This is a genomic window from Aquimarina muelleri DSM 19832 (assembly GCF_000430665.1).
Taxonomy (GTDB): domain Bacteria; phylum Bacteroidota; class Bacteroidia; order Flavobacteriales; family Flavobacteriaceae; genus Aquimarina; species Aquimarina muelleri.
In genome coordinates, this window is record NZ_AUML01000034.1 from 33,611 (window position 1) to 49,281 (window position 15,671).

At 29.3% G+C, this 15,671-nt stretch carries 18 protein-coding genes; 9 read left to right on the top strand and 9 right to left on the bottom strand.

Annotated features, from left to right (window positions below):
• Window positions 1–26: 26 nt before the first annotated feature.
• The 6 genes from H527_RS22170 (at window position 27) to H527_RS0114055 (ending at window position 5,069) form a co-directional block, all read left to right on the top strand.
• The gene (locus H527_RS22170; protein ID WP_051316771.1) at window positions 27–905 is read left to right on the top strand and encodes a sugar-transfer associated ATP-grasp domain-containing protein; all 879 of its coding nucleotides are present in this window, start codon (window positions 27–29) and stop codon (window positions 903–905) included.
• A 132-nt stretch (window positions 906–1,037) separates the two neighbouring features.
• Window positions 1,038–2,174 (top strand): hypothetical protein, encoded by a 1,137-nt coding sequence (locus H527_RS0114035; RefSeq protein WP_027413299.1) that lies wholly within the window; start codon window positions 1,038–1,040, stop codon window positions 2,172–2,174.
• A gap of 125 nt (window positions 2,175–2,299) precedes the next feature.
• The gene (locus tag H527_RS0114040) at window positions 2,300–2,656 is read left to right on the top strand and encodes a hypothetical protein (RefSeq protein WP_027413300.1); all 357 of its coding nucleotides are present in this window, start codon (window positions 2,300–2,302) and stop codon (window positions 2,654–2,656) included.
• Between the two features lie 113 nt (window positions 2,657–2,769).
• Window positions 2,770–3,789 carry a phenylalanine--tRNA ligase subunit alpha gene (gene pheS, locus H527_RS0114045; RefSeq protein ID WP_027413301.1) on the top strand — a complete coding sequence of 340 codons (1,020 nt, stop codon included), beginning with the start codon at window positions 2,770–2,772 and terminating at the stop codon, window positions 3,787–3,789.
• Window positions 3,790–3,917: 128 nt separating this feature from the next.
• On the top strand, window positions 3,918–4,313 hold the full coding sequence (locus tag H527_RS0114050; protein ID WP_027413302.1) for a hypothetical protein: 396 nt from the start codon (window positions 3,918–3,920) through the stop codon (window positions 4,311–4,313).
• A gap of 246 nt (window positions 4,314–4,559) precedes the next feature.
• Window positions 4,560–5,069 (top strand): hypothetical protein, encoded by a 510-nt coding sequence (locus H527_RS0114055; RefSeq protein WP_027413303.1) that lies wholly within the window; start codon window positions 4,560–4,562, stop codon window positions 5,067–5,069.
• A gap of 87 nt (window positions 5,070–5,156) precedes the next feature.
• Here H527_RS0114055 and H527_RS23995 read toward each other — a convergent pair whose 3' ends face one another.
• Entirely contained in the window at window positions 5,157–5,306 is a 150-nt protein-coding gene (locus H527_RS23995) for a hypothetical protein (RefSeq protein ID WP_155837902.1), read from the bottom strand.
• Window positions 5,307–5,393: 87 nt separating this feature from the next.
• Between H527_RS23995 and H527_RS22175 the strand changes: the two genes are divergently transcribed.
• Window positions 5,394–5,630, top strand: a complete 237-nt coding sequence (locus tag H527_RS22175) for a helix-turn-helix domain-containing protein (protein ID WP_035088232.1) — start codon at window positions 5,394–5,396, stop codon at window positions 5,628–5,630.
• Window positions 5,631–5,825: 195 nt separating this feature from the next.
• Here the strand turns inward: H527_RS22175 and H527_RS0114070 are convergent, their stop codons facing one another.
• The 4 genes from H527_RS0114070 to trpS form a co-directional block, all read right to left on the bottom strand.
• On the bottom strand, window positions 5,826–6,932 hold the full coding sequence (locus H527_RS0114070; protein ID WP_027413304.1) for a DNA alkylation repair protein: 1,107 nt from the start codon (window positions 6,930–6,932) through the stop codon (window positions 5,826–5,828).
• Window positions 6,933–7,623: 691 nt separating this feature from the next.
• A complete protein-coding gene (locus H527_RS24000; protein ID WP_155837903.1) occupies window positions 7,624–7,773 on the bottom strand; it encodes a hypothetical protein in 150 nt (49 codons plus the stop codon).
• Window positions 7,774–7,784: 11 nt separating this feature from the next.
• On the bottom strand, window positions 7,785–7,928 hold the full coding sequence (locus H527_RS24435; RefSeq protein ID WP_211235738.1) for a hypothetical protein: 144 nt from the start codon (window positions 7,926–7,928) through the stop codon (window positions 7,785–7,787).
• Between the two features lie 650 nt (window positions 7,929–8,578).
• Window positions 8,579–9,547, bottom strand: coding sequence for a tryptophan--tRNA ligase (gene trpS / locus H527_RS0114085; protein ID WP_027413305.1), 969 nt, complete (start codon window positions 9,545–9,547; stop codon window positions 8,579–8,581).
• A 76-nt stretch (window positions 9,548–9,623) separates the two neighbouring features.
• Between trpS and H527_RS0114090 the strand changes: the two genes are divergently transcribed.
• A complete protein-coding gene (locus tag H527_RS0114090; RefSeq protein WP_027413306.1) occupies window positions 9,624–10,367 on the top strand; it encodes a lysophospholipid acyltransferase family protein in 744 nt (247 codons plus the stop codon).
• Between the two features lie 97 nt (window positions 10,368–10,464).
• Here H527_RS0114090 and H527_RS0114095 read toward each other — a convergent pair whose 3' ends face one another.
• The 4 genes from H527_RS0114095 to recA all read right to left on the bottom strand — a co-directional run bounded on the left by H527_RS0114095 (window position 10,465) and on the right by recA (window position 14,104).
• On the bottom strand, window positions 10,465–11,970 hold the full coding sequence (locus H527_RS0114095; protein WP_027413307.1) for a porin family protein: 1,506 nt from the start codon (window positions 11,968–11,970) through the stop codon (window positions 10,465–10,467).
• Window positions 11,967–12,518 carry an RNA polymerase sigma factor gene (locus tag H527_RS0114100; protein ID WP_027413308.1) on the bottom strand — a complete coding sequence of 184 codons (552 nt, stop codon included), beginning with the start codon at window positions 12,516–12,518 and terminating at the stop codon, window positions 11,967–11,969. The genes H527_RS0114095 and H527_RS0114100 overlap by 4 nt, the downstream gene beginning before the upstream one ends.
• Before the next feature lie 30 nt (window positions 12,519–12,548).
• A complete protein-coding gene (locus tag H527_RS0114105; RefSeq protein WP_051316772.1) occupies window positions 12,549–12,965 on the bottom strand; it encodes a hypothetical protein in 417 nt (138 codons plus the stop codon).
• A 131-nt stretch (window positions 12,966–13,096) separates the two neighbouring features.
• The gene (gene recA / locus H527_RS0114110; protein WP_027413310.1) at window positions 13,097–14,104 is read right to left on the bottom strand and encodes a recombinase RecA; all 1,008 of its coding nucleotides are present in this window, start codon (window positions 14,102–14,104) and stop codon (window positions 13,097–13,099) included.
• 465 nt (window positions 14,105–14,569) lie between these two features.
• On the opposite strand from recA, the gene trhO reads away from it, so the two are divergent.
• Window positions 14,570–15,601: an oxygen-dependent tRNA uridine(34) hydroxylase TrhO gene (trhO, locus tag H527_RS0114115; RefSeq protein WP_027413311.1), complete on the top strand. Its 1,032-nt coding sequence runs from the start codon at window positions 14,570–14,572 to the stop codon at window positions 15,599–15,601.
• The last annotated feature ends 70 nt before the right edge of the window (window positions 15,602–15,671 follow it).

Below are 15,671 nucleotides of genomic sequence, written 5' to 3' on the forward strand. Positions count from 1 at the left end.
ATAGACAATACTATAAATAGATTCTTATGTTTTCGATAATTTTTAATAAAAAATTAAAAACCTCTTCTAATGTTGTAGGGCTGAATGAAAGAAATATAAAACTTATATATCCTAATAACCCCAAAAAACACTATCCGCTTGCAGATGATAAAGTTCTAACCAAAGAAATATTGCACAAAAACAATATTCCATGTGCAAAAACTTATGCGATAATTGAGTTCAATAGCGAGATTAAAAAAAAATGGGACTACTGTAAGCAATATTCTTCGGTAGCTATTAAACCAGCTAATGGTTGTGGAGGTGGAGGAATTAAAATCCTTAAAAAAGATAAAAAAGACAATTGGTTTAGCGGGGGAGAGATTATTACAGATCGCGAGATCTTTCAACACATTGCATCTATTATAACAGGCCTTTTTTCTTTAGGATCTCATGATAGAGTTCTTATAGAGGAATGTATAGAACCACATACTTTTTTTCATGAAATTTATCCAGAAGGCGTACCTGATTTTAGAATAATCACTCTTAATAAGACTCCGTTAATGGCAATGCTAAGAATGCCAACAGATAGATCTGCCGGAAAAGCAAATCTTCATCAAAATGGAGTAGGTATTGGTATTGATATGAAAGAAGGAAGATTGTTAGAAGTATATGATGGTAAAAAATATACAAATCATCACCCAGATAGTAACTTTCTAGTAAATGGTGTCCCCATACCATATTGGAAAGAAATTTTGGAAATATCTGTTGAAACTGCCAAAGCATTTCCACTTAACTATCTGGGAATTGATATTGTAATTGATAAAAATAAAGGACCACAAATTATGGAGATCAATGTTCGCCCTGGACTAGGTATCCAATTAGTAAATAAAATGGGACTAAAACAGGTAATTAGAAAGGTTATCTAAACAATGAACCACACAAGTAAATATTTTCTAGATAAATAACAGAGTAGAATAGAACAATTTTGTCTAAAAAAAAAATCATTTGTTTTTTAACAAGTGACGAATAACTATTGGAAAAACATAAAATAAATTAAAATGAATAAAAGAATCATAATATCTCTTCTAGCTGCATTTTTTATACCCTATTTAGGGTTTTCACAAATTGAAAATAAATTAAGTTTTGAAACTCTTGGAGGGTATGAATATAATTATTTTAAAAGCCCTGAAGAAGTTAGAGTTAATGGCGCTATTATAACTAAAGAAAACTTGATGGCAAGTAGTATCCTCCAAGATATTTCAGCTAATTATACACTTACTAATAAATGGAATAGAAATAACAGGTTCAGGTTTTTTGCAAAACCATCGGCAAGGATATTTTATGAAAATATTAAGGATAGCTATTGGAGTGTAAACCTTAAAACAAAGTATGATCATAAAATAAATAGAAATACAAAAATATTGGCAGAAGCTAAAATTATACGAATGAATAGAGAAGGTTTAGGAGGAGACCAAGATGTTTTAATTAACCCATTAGGGTATACTTTGTATGGAGGAAGTTTAGGTGTTGATTTTGAAGTTTTTAAAGACAATGAATTTAGAACAGCTTTGTTTTATAATTTTAAGAATTTTGATTCTTATGGGATGCGAGATTTACAATTTGATGAGTTTGGTATAGAGATTTCTAATGCTCAAAAATTTGGAGTAGGAGAGTTACGACATGAGATAGGTATCGATGTATACATTAAAAAAAGATTATATGACACTTTTAATGCGAGTGATTTGATAACAGATGGGGAGAGAAACTGGGATTATGCTAAAGCTATGATGTTTTATGAATTGCCATTTAGTAAACAATTTAAGGTTAAGCCAAACTTTGTATACTATCTTAGAAAAGATAATACTGCAGATCGTTCAGGGTTTAATCAGTTTGGACCAGGAGTATTTGTTAAATATGATAACGATAAAACTAAAATAAGCAGCTCATTTTCATTTATTACTAGAAACTATAAAAGCATAGAGGCTAGAAATACAGAAGTTAAAATAGGAGAAACACTCAAATATGAGTACGTAAATTTTGGTATAGATGTATCTCATGAAATACGAAATGATTTTTGGATAACGGCAACCATAAACTCAAAAATAAGAAATACAAATTATACAGATATAGACGCTCGTTCTTTTAGAAACTATAGAAATCAATACATAGGTGTAGGCGTTTTATGGGAATTATAAGATTTCCTCTTTTTTATATCCGTTTTTTTTGGTTAAGCGTTACTTTTGTAGCGCTTAATTTTTTTAAGAAATACACAAGCAGATAAATAACTTAACTAGATTATATAATTTGGATTTATAATCCTATGGCTAGAGACGAAAAATTAAAAGAACGGTGGGGGATTTTGGTAGAAAAACTCTCTGATCAATTTGCAGATGGAGAAGATTTAGATTTGGACGGTATTATATATTTAATAGGGGTACAAGAATTAGGGCAATTGCATCGGGAATTTAAAAAAGATGAAAAATTAGATTTAATGCATATAGCAATATGTCGTCTTTTAGAACCTTATGGATATTATGAATTTGATTATTATGACGATGAAGGATGGCCACATTATAAAATGAAAGAGCAATTACCAAGCCTTAAAGCAGGAGAGCAATCTGTATTGATGAAAGAAGCAATTGTAAGTTATTTTTTAGTGAGTGAGTATATCAAGTGATCAAAAATATTTAAAGAAAGTTTGAATTAAAAATTCGAAATAACAATCATAACGACCTATAGTTATAGTTTGCTTAAATTACGTAAATTTGCCGTTCTATCAAGAAAGTAGTAATGATTGACAAGATTAAAGAATATATAGCAGAAGTTGATGCTTTTAAAGCTAAAACGAAAGAAGAAGTTGAAGCTTTTAGAATAAAGTTTTCAGGAAAAAAAGGGCTGATTAATGAATTCTTTTCAGAATTTAAAAATGTAGCTAATGATCAAAAAAAAGAATTTGGTCAAGCAATTAATGCTCTTAAAATAGCTGCAGAAGGAAGAGTTAAAGATCTAAAAAACGAATTAGAATCCAAAGACGAAGAAAATGGAATCTATGGAGATCTTACCAGACCGTCAGAACCTATTGCTTTGGGATCTAGACACCCTATTTCTTTAGTAAAAAACCAGATAATTGATATTTTTTCTCGTATAGGATTTAATGTAAGTGAAGGCCCAGAAATTGAAGATGACTGGCATAATTTTACAGCATTAAATTTACCAGAATATCATCCTGCCAGAGATATGCAGGATACTTTTTTTATCCAAACCGATCCAGATGTTTTATTGCGCACACATACATCATCTGTACAAGTTAGATACATGGAAAATAATACACCTCCAATTAGAACTATTTCTCCAGGAAGAGTGTATCGAAACGAAGCTATTTCAGGAAGATCTCATTGCTTTTTTCATCAAGTAGAAGGATTGTATATAGATAAAGACGTTTCTTTTGCGGATCTTAAGCAAACATTACAATATTTTACTACCGAGATGTTTGGTAAATCTAAGATTAGATTAAGACCTTCTTATTTTCCTTTTACCGAACCAAGTGCAGAGGTAGATGTATATTGGGGACTAGAAACAGAAACTGATTATAAAATGACCAAGGGTACAGGTTGGTTAGAAATTATGGGGTGTGGAATGGTAGACCCTAATGTGCTTAAAAATTGTAATATAGATCCACAAGAATATAGTGGTTTTGCTTTTGGAATGGGAATTGATCGTATTGCACTTTTACTTTATGGCATTTCAGATATTAGAATGCTTAGTGAAAATGATGTGCGGTTTTTACAGCAGTTTAAATCTGCATTATAATAGTATTATTATAAAAAAGTATATCAGTTCTTGTTCTACCAAAAATGCTAATAATTAACTCCTTCAGGATTGTTATGACAAACAAATTATAAGTTTGAAATTTAAAAACAATAGAGAAAAAGAACTAAATGAAAAAAGATATCGAAATACCTGTTGTAGAAGATGTTTATATTGCAGTGGTCAAAGAATGGGATGAAAAGTTTTTGAACCAGGATTGGTATGCATATATTATTAATGATCGAGGTATTGCAATAGAAATGGTTCTTGTTGTTACAAAAGGATATGATGAAGAGCGAAAAACTTCTCTTTTAAGGCATGGTATAGGAACAATAGAATCTAAATCCTTTGCTAAAATTGAAATGATACAAGAAGAGTTATTAAGTATGAATAACGAATTTTCAGTAACTTTTTTTGAAAAAGGTAAGCTATACGATAAAAAATATTTATTTAAAAAGAATACTATAAATGAAAATACTTTTCAAGACTTACCAGTAATGAAGCGATCTGGAGTTTTAATGAAATAACTTAACCCTTGATATATCAATAAATCATAATACCCCCTCCTTTTTTTTAATTACAGTATAATTCCAGAATTGTTTCTTTCTTTAATTAAATCACATTCCTTTGATTTTTTAATAATATATTGTAATTATCAATATTTTTTGTCGACAAAATACTTTTATGTTCGTTAAAACACATATTTAGTTGTTGGTCACTTATTCTTTAGAAGTGCTTTCTGATTTTTGTGTACGTAATTAGAAACACATTGTATGAAGAGACTTTTACTTGTTTATATTGCATTCTTGAACTTACTATTTTTTGGGGTATATTCATGTAAGAACAATGACTCAAACATTTCGAAAGCAACAATTGCGGGTACATGGCAACTAGAAGAAGAGTTTAGTAATGATGAGAATAGTAGTCAGCTTAAAGAATTTCCACTTTCTTCATGTGATAAGATGACTACTTTAGATATTTTTGAAAGTGGTAAATTTATTGAAAAAAGTTATTATAACAATTTTGGAACAGGTGGAGAATGTATAAAAGATACCGAAGAAATTCATGGTATATGGAAAAAAGGATATAAAGAGATATTTCATTTTATCTATGATAAAAACAATACTCTGTTTTTTACAAAATCGTATGTAGTTTTAAAAAATGAAAAGTTAGAGGTTACTATACAGTATGAAGACCCAGATTTAGAAGGTGAAACTATCCTTAAATTTATTTACACTAAAAAGCTATATGCTGTTGAAGAGATAGATGATTTAAAGAGATAAAGTTATTGATTAATATTTTTTGTAATAATGCTTTGAAAACTTATAGATAATTCTGTTTCATTTATTCTGATATACTAAAAAAAACATTTAAGAATTAGAAATTTTTGAAGATGTTGTATTTATATTACAAGGTTTTAATGTTTCCATTACTGTAATAAAATTACTTTGATCTTTGGTGCTAAACTCATGTTCTTGTAGATAAGCCAGCATATATTGGTATAATTCTTCTTGTTTCATAAAAAAGTTGGTTATGTGCATAGCAAATATAATAAAAATAACCAAACGGTAATTAAAATTGTGTTTTATTAAACTGAATTTTCCATTGTGGAAGAAAATGACAAAAAAGAGCTACTTAATATATTAGCCAAACGTATAAAAGAGTTACGTTCAAAAAAAGGGATAACTCAAGAAGATGCTCTGAATGATACTGGAATTCATTTTGGGAGAATTGAGCAGGGTAAAAGGGATATTTCCTTTACTACGCTTTTTAAAATTTGTCAATATTTTGAAATCCCTCCCAAAGATTTATTTAATAAGGATTTTGATAGAATAACTCTATAAAAAGCTTCTATTAGCAATATGCTAATAGAAGTTATTGGTGTTTTTGTTAATTTAAAGTTGGAAGAATAACGAACCTGGTCTTGTTGATAGACTCTTATTAGAATTATAAATATCTTCTCAATTATTTAAGAAATACTTATACAAAGTAACAATTGATAATAAAATAAAAATAGTTTTTAGATGGATTAAATGAATTCAAGAAACAAGTATAAAATCATGTTTTTCAAATTCGTTTCCATTGATAATTATAGATATTTGATGTAATCCTGGGTAAAGTTTTCTAGTAGTTATTATTTTAAATGATTGTTTTCGGGTAATGATAGTTTTTGATTTTTCAGGATATAGTTTTTCACTTATTTTAAAAACTTTTTTGGATAAACTCTCATTGTGTTTTTGATAATATAACCCATATTCTAAACGTAACTTAGATGGTGAAAGACTAGTGTTATTAATTTGAAAAAAAAACTCTAAAGCACTACCAATCTTAACCTTTGGGGTGAGAATTTGAAAGTTTGTTATTTTTATTTGAGATGTAGACTTAAAACCAAATAGTTTCATTATCTGTTTATTTCCTTGTTTTAAAAGTGTTCTAGATCCATGCTTGACGACCCAATCGATATCATTGGATTCTCCGATCCATTTTTTAGCAAGTGAAATAACAATATCAGGATTATCTTTTGAAATATCATTTAAGTTATTAGCTACACTTCTTCTAACGGATTCAGATTCATCTTTTTTAAGGCATTGAAGAATGGGAATAATGGATATTGGATCTTTTTTTAAGAAAGGAATTGACATAGCCCAAGGCAAACGAGGTCTACAGCCTTCGGTTGATAACCTTCTTACCATTGGGTGTTTATGTGTTGACCATTTTATCATTTGATTAATTCCTTTTTTTGAAAATTTTATTAGAAAAGGGCGAATAGCAAATTCACAACTCGTAAACTGAGTGATTTTTTCTATTGCTTTAATAGAGGTTTCATAGTGTAGAATGCCGTAAACTTCAATAAAATCAGGAAAGAACATATATTCTAAGCTATTCTCTTTTTTACCTTCTTTTTTAAGCTGATCTATTACTTTTAATAGAATATCTACATTGGCAGAGTAATTAGGCGATAAATGCTGTTGTAAGACGATTGTAATATGTCTCATGCGTTGCTTTAATTCTTTATCTTGCCATTGATCATCAAAAATTTTATTAGAAAAGGAACAAGCATTAAAATCAGGAATTATTTTTTGAATAGTAGTTGTAAATTCTTCGAAGAATTTGTGTGTATAAATATTTTTAAATAATTCAGCCATCACAATTAACAATTTAACAAGCAATTTATTTGCCTTTGGTTTTTATACCAACAAAAATAATATGTGGTAGTGACAAGGGTATGTCAGTTGTATTTACTTTATATTTGGAATAGATGCAATAGAAAATACTTGAAATTAAAATAAAAGTAGGATTAATTCCGCTACGATTTATTGTTCTAATTTCATTTAGGTAAGCAATGCGTGTTCTATATCTTTTTAGGATAACATCTATGACGGTTAGTCAAAGTTTAAAAAACAGTAAAATATAAGCCATTTCGATACTATATAAAGCAATAAATATTAATTATTTATTTTTTCTGCTTTTGTTATTTTTTACAAAAATGACTTAACCTTTAGATTAACCCTTTTTATATTTTTAACCGTTATAGATACATTATTAAACACTTTTTATTGATTCTTAGCTTTGGCATCGAGTTGTTGTCGAATCACTTTTACAGCCCAAAGATAATGTTGGTATATTTCTTGGGTAACACCATGTTTTTTTTTGTAAGCCATTAATCTCTTGTATAATTTTTTTTCAGTCATCATAAAATATAGAATTAAGTTTTACAATATTTCATTAACTTTTATTATTGAGTTTTAGAACCCTATAAGTACATTAAGATAAAAAGAAAATTTAAATCTTTTTTATGGTAAACCGTAAAACTTATATTATTTTAAAAATAGGAGACTATATTTGCTCTTTTTTTTTGTGATCTTTAATTTGTTGTTGCTTTTTAACAGTTTCTATAGCCCATTTATAATGTTGATACATTTCTTGTGTTATCCCATGTTTTTTTTTGTAGGCCATTAGTTTTTCATATAACTTTTCTTCGGTCATTATCTTATTTGTTATTTTACACTCTTTTTTTCTTCAGTGTAGTTATCTGATTTTAAATTTTCTAGCAGCATAATGAAATAGCTATGCTCTTCTTTATTAAAGAGGTTTTTATTTTTGTACGCTAGCATATAACGATATAATTCTTCTTTGTTCATAAGGATATGATTGTTTATATATCTTTAATTTTTTACTTAATTATATCTATCATCTAAACTGTTTTGTATGTATAAAGGTTACAGAAACCTAAATAGGCGTATACAAATATTTATGATATAATAAGAGAGGGGGTAATTTGAAACTCTATCTGGAAAAGTTTCTAAGTTTTAAGTTAAAAATAAAATAGCAAATATGGTTACGGTAAAGAAGGAGTATTCTGAAAGGTTTTTCCTCATTGTCACCTCTTAAGTACTATGAATAAAGGAGTAAGCAAAGGTTAGAATAGTTATTAACATTTTTATTTTTATGTATAAAAACAAATAAAAAACAGTGACAACTATTTGATTTTCAAAGTGCAAGTGGTGTTAAAAAAAAGATAGTAAACAAATGAATTTATTAAGAATAAAAAGAATTTTTGATATAAACCCTACCTTTTTAAGAGGTTTTTTTGCTATAAAAAATATTAATTACAAAGTATAGAACTTATAATTTGGTAGATTTATAATTCTTAAGTAAACTTTTTTAATAAGAATATGTAATAATTAGTGATATAAACAGGTATATTCTTACAAAAGAAGTTTTGTAATTATTTCTCAGATATTAAAGAGTTTAAAAAATGTTATAAAAAAGACAGGTTGTTTTTGATGCCCTAATATCCAATCTTTTTTCTAACTTTTGCTAATACAGTATTTGCAATTGCAGTTGCTTTTTTTGCTCCAATAGCCAAAGCTTCGTCTATCTCATTTAGATTGTTCATGTAATAATTATAACGTTCTCGTTCCTCAGAAAACTTTTCAATCAACAATTCGTATAAAGCCTGTTTGGCATGCCCATATCCATAATTTCCAGCAAGATAATTATTACGCATTTCTTTTTGTTGTTCTGGAGTAGCAATTAGCTTATATATTGCAAATACATTACAGGTATCTGGATCTTTTGGATCCTCAAGTGGCGTGCTATCTGTAGCGATAGTTAATACCTGTTTACGCAGTTTTTTATCAGGTAAAAACAGATTAATGATATTTCCTTTTGATTTACTCATTTTAACGCCGTCTGTTCCTGGTACATACATGGTTTCTTCTTTTACCTGACCTTCAGGTAGCACAAATATCTCACCTACTTGATTATGTATACGAGAGACTAGGTCTCTTGTTATTTCTATATGTTGTAATTGATCTTTTCCAACAGGAATAATTTCTGCATCATATAATAATATATCTGCAGCCATTAGCATAGGGTATGTAAACAATCCGGCATTTACATCTTCTAATCGACCTGCTTTATCTTTAAAAGAATGTGCCAGAGTTAATCGTTGATAAGGAAAAAAACAACTTAAATACCAAGATAATTCTGTTACCTGTGGTATATCACTTTGGCGATAAAAAACAGTTTTTTCAATATTTAATCCAAAAGCTAACCAGGCAGCGGCAGTAGAGTACGTGTTCTCTTTTAATGTTTTAGCATCTTTAATCTGTGTAAGAGAGTGCATGTTAGCAATAAACAGAAAAGACTCGTTTTGAGGCTCATTAGCCATTTGGATTGCTGGGATAATCGCTCCCAATAAGTTTCCTAGATGTGGAGTACCCGTACTTTGTGTTCCTGTTAGAATTCTAGACATGATATTTTTTATAATTTGTTAGCAAAGGTAATTTTTTTGTTCACATACCTCAAACCAATTGTGTATTTTTGGAGATATGCACGTACTTAAAAATATACTAATCTTATTATGGCGTATTTGGTTCTATATTCTTATGGGGCTTCCTATAGTTATAATGTTTCCGGTACTATTAGTGTTTTCTTCTAGAGAAATTTGGTATCCACAGTTTTTTGTAGTGGCTAGATTTTGGGCTAAAATTGTTTTGTATGGATCTGGTTTTTTGCCAAGAGTTACTAAAGAAGCTAAGCCAGACCGATCTAAAAGCTATATGATTGTGGCCAATCATACTTCTATGACGGATATAATGCTAATGCTATATTGTGTTAAAAACCCTTTTGTATTTGTAGGTAAAAAAGAATTGGCAAAAATTCCAATATTTGGTTTTTTCTATAAACGAACCTGTATTTTAGTAGATCGTAATAGCCAACGTAGTAGAAAAGAAGTCTTTGATCGTGCACAAGCCAGATTAAATAATGGTACTAGTATTTGTATTTTTCCAGAAGGAGGTGTTCCTGATGATGAGTCTATAATCTTGGATATTTTTAAAGATGGTGCTTTTAGATTAGCTGTAGATCATCAAATACCAATATTACCTCTAGTGTTTCTAGATAATAAAAAGAGGTTTTCATATACTTTTTTTAGTGGCACTCCTGGAATTATGAGAGCTCATGTTCTTAAAGAAATTTCAACCAAAGGATTAACACAAGAAAATAAAAAAGAATTGAAAGAAAAGACATGGGATACTATTTTTAAAATCCTGAAGAAAGATCTTGAAAAATAAAAAATTAAAGCCGTTTCTCCCCAGAAACGGCTTTGCTCATCATTGCTTACTAATTAAAGTAGCAATAACTACCTAACCAACTAAAAAGTTTATATTTTCAAAATTTAATATTTACACCTGTATATACCCCAAAATAATAGGGTTTAAAATTATTTGCAGTTTCATTAAATGCATTTAATTGATACTTAAAAATGGGTTCTAGATTAACCTCTAGATGTTCTGATAATTTATAATCTACACCTAAGCCGATATTACCGCTAAAACTTACTTCATTAAGATTGTTTGCTTCTCCTATAGGAGTTTCAAAATCCCCTGCCTCTATAGATATTTTATTTTTTTGTAAAAACAACGTGCTAATCCCCCCAATCATATTTACCCCAATTTTTTTATCTACTAAGGCGTATTTCATTTCCATAGGAACTTCTATATATGCAATACTTTGATTAAGAAATCCAATATTTTGTGTTTGATCTACTGCGTTTCTATTAATGTCTAAAGATTCAGAAATGTTTCTAGGATTATTCCCTAAATCTGCAATAAAAATAGCTGTAGTACTAGAATTGTAATTTACACTTTGTAAATTTTGACCAATTGCCGAAGGAACAAAACCTATATCTGTGGTATTATAGCTTAAATCTAGCTTATTAACTCCAGAGCGTACACTAAGTTTTTTATTAATTATATAAGAAACCTGTATCCCATAACTCATATTTACCTCTCCTTCTTTATTATTATCAGCAAATTGCGAATCAATAGGCGATCCATTACCAATAGAATTATAATATACCGGAGCTATATTAGGTGAGATGTTCCATTTTTTGATAGAAGAATTTTTTGTAGCAATTTCCTCTTCTGATTCTTTATTTATTACATCAAATATAGATTTTTTATTATCTTGGTTGTTAAAGTTTTCTTCTGCAGGAGTACTTTCTTTTGGTTCTGAGATGCTTTTGTTATTAGTTACTATATTTTTTGTAGAAAGTGTATTGTTTTTCTCATCAGGTTCTACAAAAACAGGATACTTTTCTTTTTCGGATATTATTTCTTGATTTGGGTAGTTTACTACAATAGGATTTTTTGTTGTTTTCTGTTTGGACAGAGTAGTGTTTGTTTCTGTTGTAGTTTTGTGTTCTGCTATTTTATTTTTGTTAGTAGAATTAACCTTATTTTTTATTGGATTAGAAGAACCAAGGGGTAGATTTTGAGTAGATTTTTTATTATCGAAATTATTTTTTTCAGGCTTTTTATCAAAGTTTTTTACTTCTTTTTCTTCAGAAGCTACTGTGATATTGGTAATAGTTTTTTTAACAGGAGTTTTACGGTCGTTATTTTGGGTCTGCTGCTCGGGTATTTTTTGGGTATCTGTATTAATTACAATAGTATTTTGTTTTGGAATATTGTTTAGTGAATTACCTAAACTAAATATAATTACTATTAAAGCTGCAATTCCAGCTGCTCTATACCAAAAAGGCAATAAGAATACTCTTTTTTTCTCTTTTTTTTGACTAGCTTTTATTTTTTCCCAGACGATTTCATTGGGACTTATTTCAAAATCCTTGAATTTTTCTTGGAATAGCCGGTCTATATTTTTTTTGTCATTCATCTCTGTCCTTCGATTGACTGAACATATGGTTCTTGGTTGTGTTCTAATTTTTCTTTTAAAATATTTCTAGCTCTTGCCAAATTTGATTTAGAAGTTCCGATAGATATATCTAACATTCCAGCAACTTCTTTGTGAGAATAACCATCTAATACATAAAGATTAAAAACTAATCGATACCGGTCTGGTAGTTGTTGAATGATTTTCAAAAGATAATCTAATGAGATTTCTTCTTCATTAACCTCTACTTCTGGTTCTTCAATCTGTTCTTCATTAATAATATCAAAAACTTTTTGTTTTCTATACTTTTGTAGTGCGGTATTAATAGTTATTCGTTTTATCCAGCCTTCAAAAGAACCTTGGTTTTTGTATTGATTTATTTTATCAAAAATGGTAATAAAAGCATCTTGTAAAGTATCTTCAGCACTTGAATAATCATTAGAATATTTTAAACAAACAGAAAATAATTTGCTACTAAATAACCTATACAATTGCTCTTGCGCCTGAGGGTTTTTTTTCTTACATTTTTTTATGAGTTGCTCTAAGCTCACCGATTATTTTTTTTGAAGGATCATATAAATTTATAATACCGGTACTTCTATAATTAAAAACTGATTATCCCCATTTTCATTTCGTCCTTGCCAAAATCTAAATACATAAGAATCTTCTTGACCTACAAAAAAATCAAAAGACGCTTCAATCAGATCTTTTTCCTCTAGTTCTTTACAATTATATTCATCTATTACAAGGTTAACAATAGATACTGTTCGTTCATTTCCTAATCTATTATAATCAAAACCAGAAAAAGAATGACAGTCTGTTGGTCTGTAGTAAGATACGGAAATTGTGTATGTTTCTCCTCGATTAAATTGATCCGGTAATGTTACCTCATGAACAGAAACTAATTCATAAAAAAATCTAGTGCCATCATCATCATTAGAACACCCAATAAATATAGTAACCAAAAAAAATATAAAAACTATTTTTATTCTTCTCATGCTGTTTTTTTTTAATCGGATAACTCCTCTAATCGTATAGATGTTTTAATTTGAATAAGGTTGCTTTTAAAGAATAAAAAAACCCCGAAAATTCGGGGTTTTTTTTATTCTTCTTGTTTAGGGAGAAAAGTTTATTCTTTTGCAATTTTTATAGCCTCCTTAATTTTCCCTTCAAGCTCTTCCATAAGCTCTGGGTTATCATTAAGTAATGTTTTTACAGCATCACGACCTTGGCCAAGCTTTGTGTCTTGGTAACTAAACCAAGAACCACTTTTCTTTATAATTTCATAATCTACACCAATGTCAATTATTTCGCCATTTTTAGAAATACCTTCGCCATACATAATATCAAATTCTGCAGTTCTAAAAGGTGGAGCTACTTTGTTTTTAACCACTTTTACTCTGGTTTTATTTCCTTGTACCTCACTGTTACTATCTTTAATTTGTGTAGAACGGCGAATATCTAACCGTACCGAAGCGTAAAACTTTAGTGCATTACCACCAGTAGTAGTTTCTGGGTTACCAAACATTACACCAATTTTTTCACGAAGTTGGTTGATGAAGATCACAGTACAATTAGTTTTACTAATAGAACTGGTTAATTTTCGAAGTGCCTGAGACATTAACCTTGCATGTAGCCCCATTTTAGAATCTCCCATTTCTCCTTCGATCTCACTTTTAGGAGTTAATGCAGCAACAGAGTCAATAACAATAATATCAATAGCACCAGATCTTATTAGATTATCAGCAATTTCTAAAGCTTGCTCACCGTTATCTGGTTGAGATATGATCAAATTTTCGATATCTACACCTAGTTTTTCTGCATAGAAACGATCAAAAGCGTGTTCTGCATCAATAAATGCAGCAATACCACCTCCTTTTTGAGCTTGTGCAATTGCATGTAAAGTTAGTGTTGTTTTACCAGAAGATTCAGGTCCATATATCTCAATTACTCTACCTCTTGGATAGCCACCAACTCCTAGTGCTAAATCCAAACCTAAGGATCCGGTAGAAATTACATCTACTTCCTGGACAGCACTATCTCCCATTTTCATTACTGTTCCTTTTCCGTAAGCTTTGTCTAATTTATCTAAGGTAAGTTTTAATGCTTTTAATTTTGCGTCTTTCTCTGTACTCATTTGTTGTTCAAATATATCGGGATTTGACATTGATATTAACTTTTGGCTAAAATACTATTTCTTTTTGTAGTTGAGATAGGGATTCTAAAATCATTATCAACAACAAAATAGGGTTGTTTTTGCCAGACTTATGTTTTATACCAGATATATGGTGTTTTACTTTTTGCCAAGCAATGCTTTGTTTTATACTTTATAGATTAATACAGTAGCATATGGCACAATCTTTTTGAGGTATAACATACTATAGTACAAAAAGTAATATGTATTAAAAAGTTTCAGAAAGAGGAAGTTTCTTAAAAGAATCTTTTTACATAACCATGATAGTTGTACAATTATTACTCTCTATAATTGAAATGCAGAGAGATTAGATTTTTTTATTTTGATTACATTTTTGAATATATGTATGCTATTTGTATTTTTACACCGATTAAATAATTTCTTTTTAACTTAAAGCAAGGGTATAGCATGCAACTGTACAATAAATTAAGCGCAAAGGAAAGAGCAATTCTTATTGATGAAGCTGGTACCGATCGGCTCACGCTATCTTTCTACAAATACGCACATATTGGTAATATACAAATTTTTAGAAACCATCTTTTTATACATTGGGATACGCTTGAAGTTCTAGGTCGAATTTATGTTGCCAAAGAAGGTATAAATGCTCAATTATCTGTTCCAGCACCAAATTTTGAAGAATTTAAAAAACATCTAGATAGTATTTCTTTCTTAGAGAATGTTCGTCTTAATATAGCTAGAGAACAAGATGCAAAATCCTTTTTAAAGCTAAAAGTAAAAATTCGTAATAAAATTGTTGCTGATGGTTTAAACGATACAACGTTTGATGTTACTAATAAAGGAGTGCATGTTGATGCTCAAAAATTTAATAAGCTTATAGAAGACCCAAATACTGTATTGGTGGATATGCGTAATCATTATGAAAGTGAGATAGGTCATTTTAAAGGAGCAGTTACACCAGATGTAGATACTTTTAGAGATTCTTTAGATATTATAGAAGAAGATCTTAAGGATCATAAAGAAGACAAAAAATTAGTAATGTATTGTACTGGTGGGATACGATGTGAGAAAGCAAGTGCATACTACAAACATAAAGGGTTTAAAAATGTATTTCAGTTAGAAGGTGGTATTATAGAGTATGCAAGACAGGTTGAAACACAGGGTTTAGAAAATAAATTTTTAGGTAAAAATTTTGTTTTTGATCACAGACGAGCAGAACGGATAACAGAGGATGTAATTTCTAGTTGTCATCAATGTGGGAAACCTTGTGATACACATGTTAACTGCGAAAATGAAGCTTGCCATTTGTTGTTTATTCAATGCGAAGAATGTGCAAAAGCTTTAGAGAGATGTTGCTCGACAGAGTGCATGGAAATAAACAGGCTACCTGATGAAGAACAAAAAGCATTACGCAAAGGAAAAGGAAATAGCAATAAAATATTTAAAAAAGGGCGATCCGAAGCGTTGAAATATAAGAAGTAAAATGAGAAAGCCAAAGATACTAGAGTAGATAATTTTTTTTATCCTCATTTCATAGTATCTTTAACGATTA

Excerpts from the sequence above, each read along its gene's own strand:
- H527_RS22170 (WP_051316771.1), top strand. The coding sequence starts at position 27 with ATGTTTTCGATAATTTTTAATAAAAAATTAAAAACCTCTTCTAATGTT.
- H527_RS0114035 (WP_027413299.1), top strand. The coding sequence starts at position 1,038 with ATGAATAAAAGAATCATAATATCTCTTCTAGCTGCATTTTTTATACCC.
- H527_RS0114040 (WP_027413300.1), top strand. The coding sequence starts at position 2,300 with ATGGCTAGAGACGAAAAATTAAAAGAACGGTGGGGGATTTTGGTAGAA.
- pheS (WP_027413301.1), top strand. The coding sequence starts at position 2,770 with ATGATTGACAAGATTAAAGAATATATAGCAGAAGTTGATGCTTTTAAA.
- H527_RS0114050 (WP_027413302.1), top strand. The coding sequence starts at position 3,918 with ATGAAAAAAGATATCGAAATACCTGTTGTAGAAGATGTTTATATTGCA.
- H527_RS0114055 (WP_027413303.1), top strand. The coding sequence starts at position 4,560 with ATGAAGAGACTTTTACTTGTTTATATTGCATTCTTGAACTTACTATTT.
- H527_RS23995 (WP_155837902.1), bottom strand. The coding sequence starts at position 5,306 with ATGAAACAAGAAGAATTATACCAATATATGCTGGCTTATCTACAAGAA.
- H527_RS0114070 (WP_027413304.1), bottom strand. The coding sequence starts at position 6,932 with ATGGCTGAATTATTTAAAAATATTTATACACACAAATTCTTCGAAGAA.
- H527_RS24000 (WP_155837903.1), bottom strand. The coding sequence starts at position 7,773 with ATGACCGAAGAAAAGTTATATGAAAAACTAATGGCCTACAAAAAAAAA.
- H527_RS24435 (WP_211235738.1), bottom strand. The coding sequence starts at position 7,928 with ATGAACAAAGAAGAATTATATCGTTATATGCTAGCGTACAAAAATAAA.
- trpS (WP_027413305.1), bottom strand. The coding sequence starts at position 9,547 with ATGTCTAGAATTCTAACAGGAACACAAAGTACGGGTACTCCACATCTA.
- H527_RS0114090 (WP_027413306.1), top strand. The coding sequence starts at position 9,624 with ATGCACGTACTTAAAAATATACTAATCTTATTATGGCGTATTTGGTTC.
- H527_RS0114095 (WP_027413307.1), bottom strand. The coding sequence starts at position 11,970 with ATGAATGACAAAAAAAATATAGACCGGCTATTCCAAGAAAAATTCAAG.
- H527_RS0114105 (WP_051316772.1), bottom strand. The coding sequence starts at position 12,965 with ATGAGAAGAATAAAAATAGTTTTTATATTTTTTTTGGTTACTATATTT.
- recA (WP_027413310.1), bottom strand. The coding sequence starts at position 14,104 with ATGAGTACAGAGAAAGACGCAAAATTAAAAGCATTAAAACTTACCTTA.
- trhO (WP_027413311.1), top strand. The coding sequence starts at position 14,570 with ATGCAACTGTACAATAAATTAAGCGCAAAGGAAAGAGCAATTCTTATT.